General features: G+C 73.8%; 1 protein-coding gene. It reads right to left on the minus strand.

The annotated features are described in order from the left end of the window. Window positions 1-14: 14 nt before the first annotated feature. A complete protein-coding gene (locus RISW2_RS23190) occupies window positions 15-422 on the minus strand; it encodes a DUF4376 domain-containing protein (RefSeq protein WP_051492405.1) in 408 nt (135 codons plus the stop codon). Window positions 423-443: the final 21 nt, after the last annotated feature.

The raw sequence follows: 443 nt of genomic DNA on the forward strand, positions 1-443 counted from the left end.
GGCCCCTGCCCGGCTCAGGGCCAGAGGGCGTCGTCGGTGTTGTCGTCGGGGCGCGGGTCGAGGGCCTTGATCGCCCAGGTCGCGGCGTAGATCGCCGAGGCCGCGACCTTGCCGCGGTCGGCGAGCTCGATCATCTGCTGCGGCGTCAGCATGTGGTCGGCGTTGGCGCCGTCACGGAACGGCAGGACGGGGTCGGTCACGCCGGCGGCGTGCATGTCCCGCGCGGTGTCCTTCAGCGCCAGGAGGTTGATCCGGTCGGCCGGGCGGCCCTGCAGCGGGATGTCGCCGTAGCCCGTCACGCTGACCACGGTGCCGAGGGCCAGGCGCCGGTCGCGCTCGGCGTTCGCGCGGTCGTCGAAGGCGCGCTGCGCGGCGGCCGCCTTGTCCTCGGCCGAGATCACCTTGGAGAAGTCGATGCTCATGCGGGGTCCTCCTCGGGCGCG

Origin of the sequence: Roseivivax isoporae LMG 25204, from assembly GCF_000521865.1 — a bacterium.
Classification (GTDB): domain Bacteria; phylum Pseudomonadota; class Alphaproteobacteria; order Rhodobacterales; family Rhodobacteraceae; genus Roseivivax; species Roseivivax isoporae.

What these genes read in the sequence shown, in the direction of transcription:
- RISW2_RS23190 (WP_051492405.1), bottom strand. Translation starts at nt 422, where the DNA reads ATGAGCATCGACTTCTCCAAGGTGATCTCGGCCGAGGACAAGGCGGCC.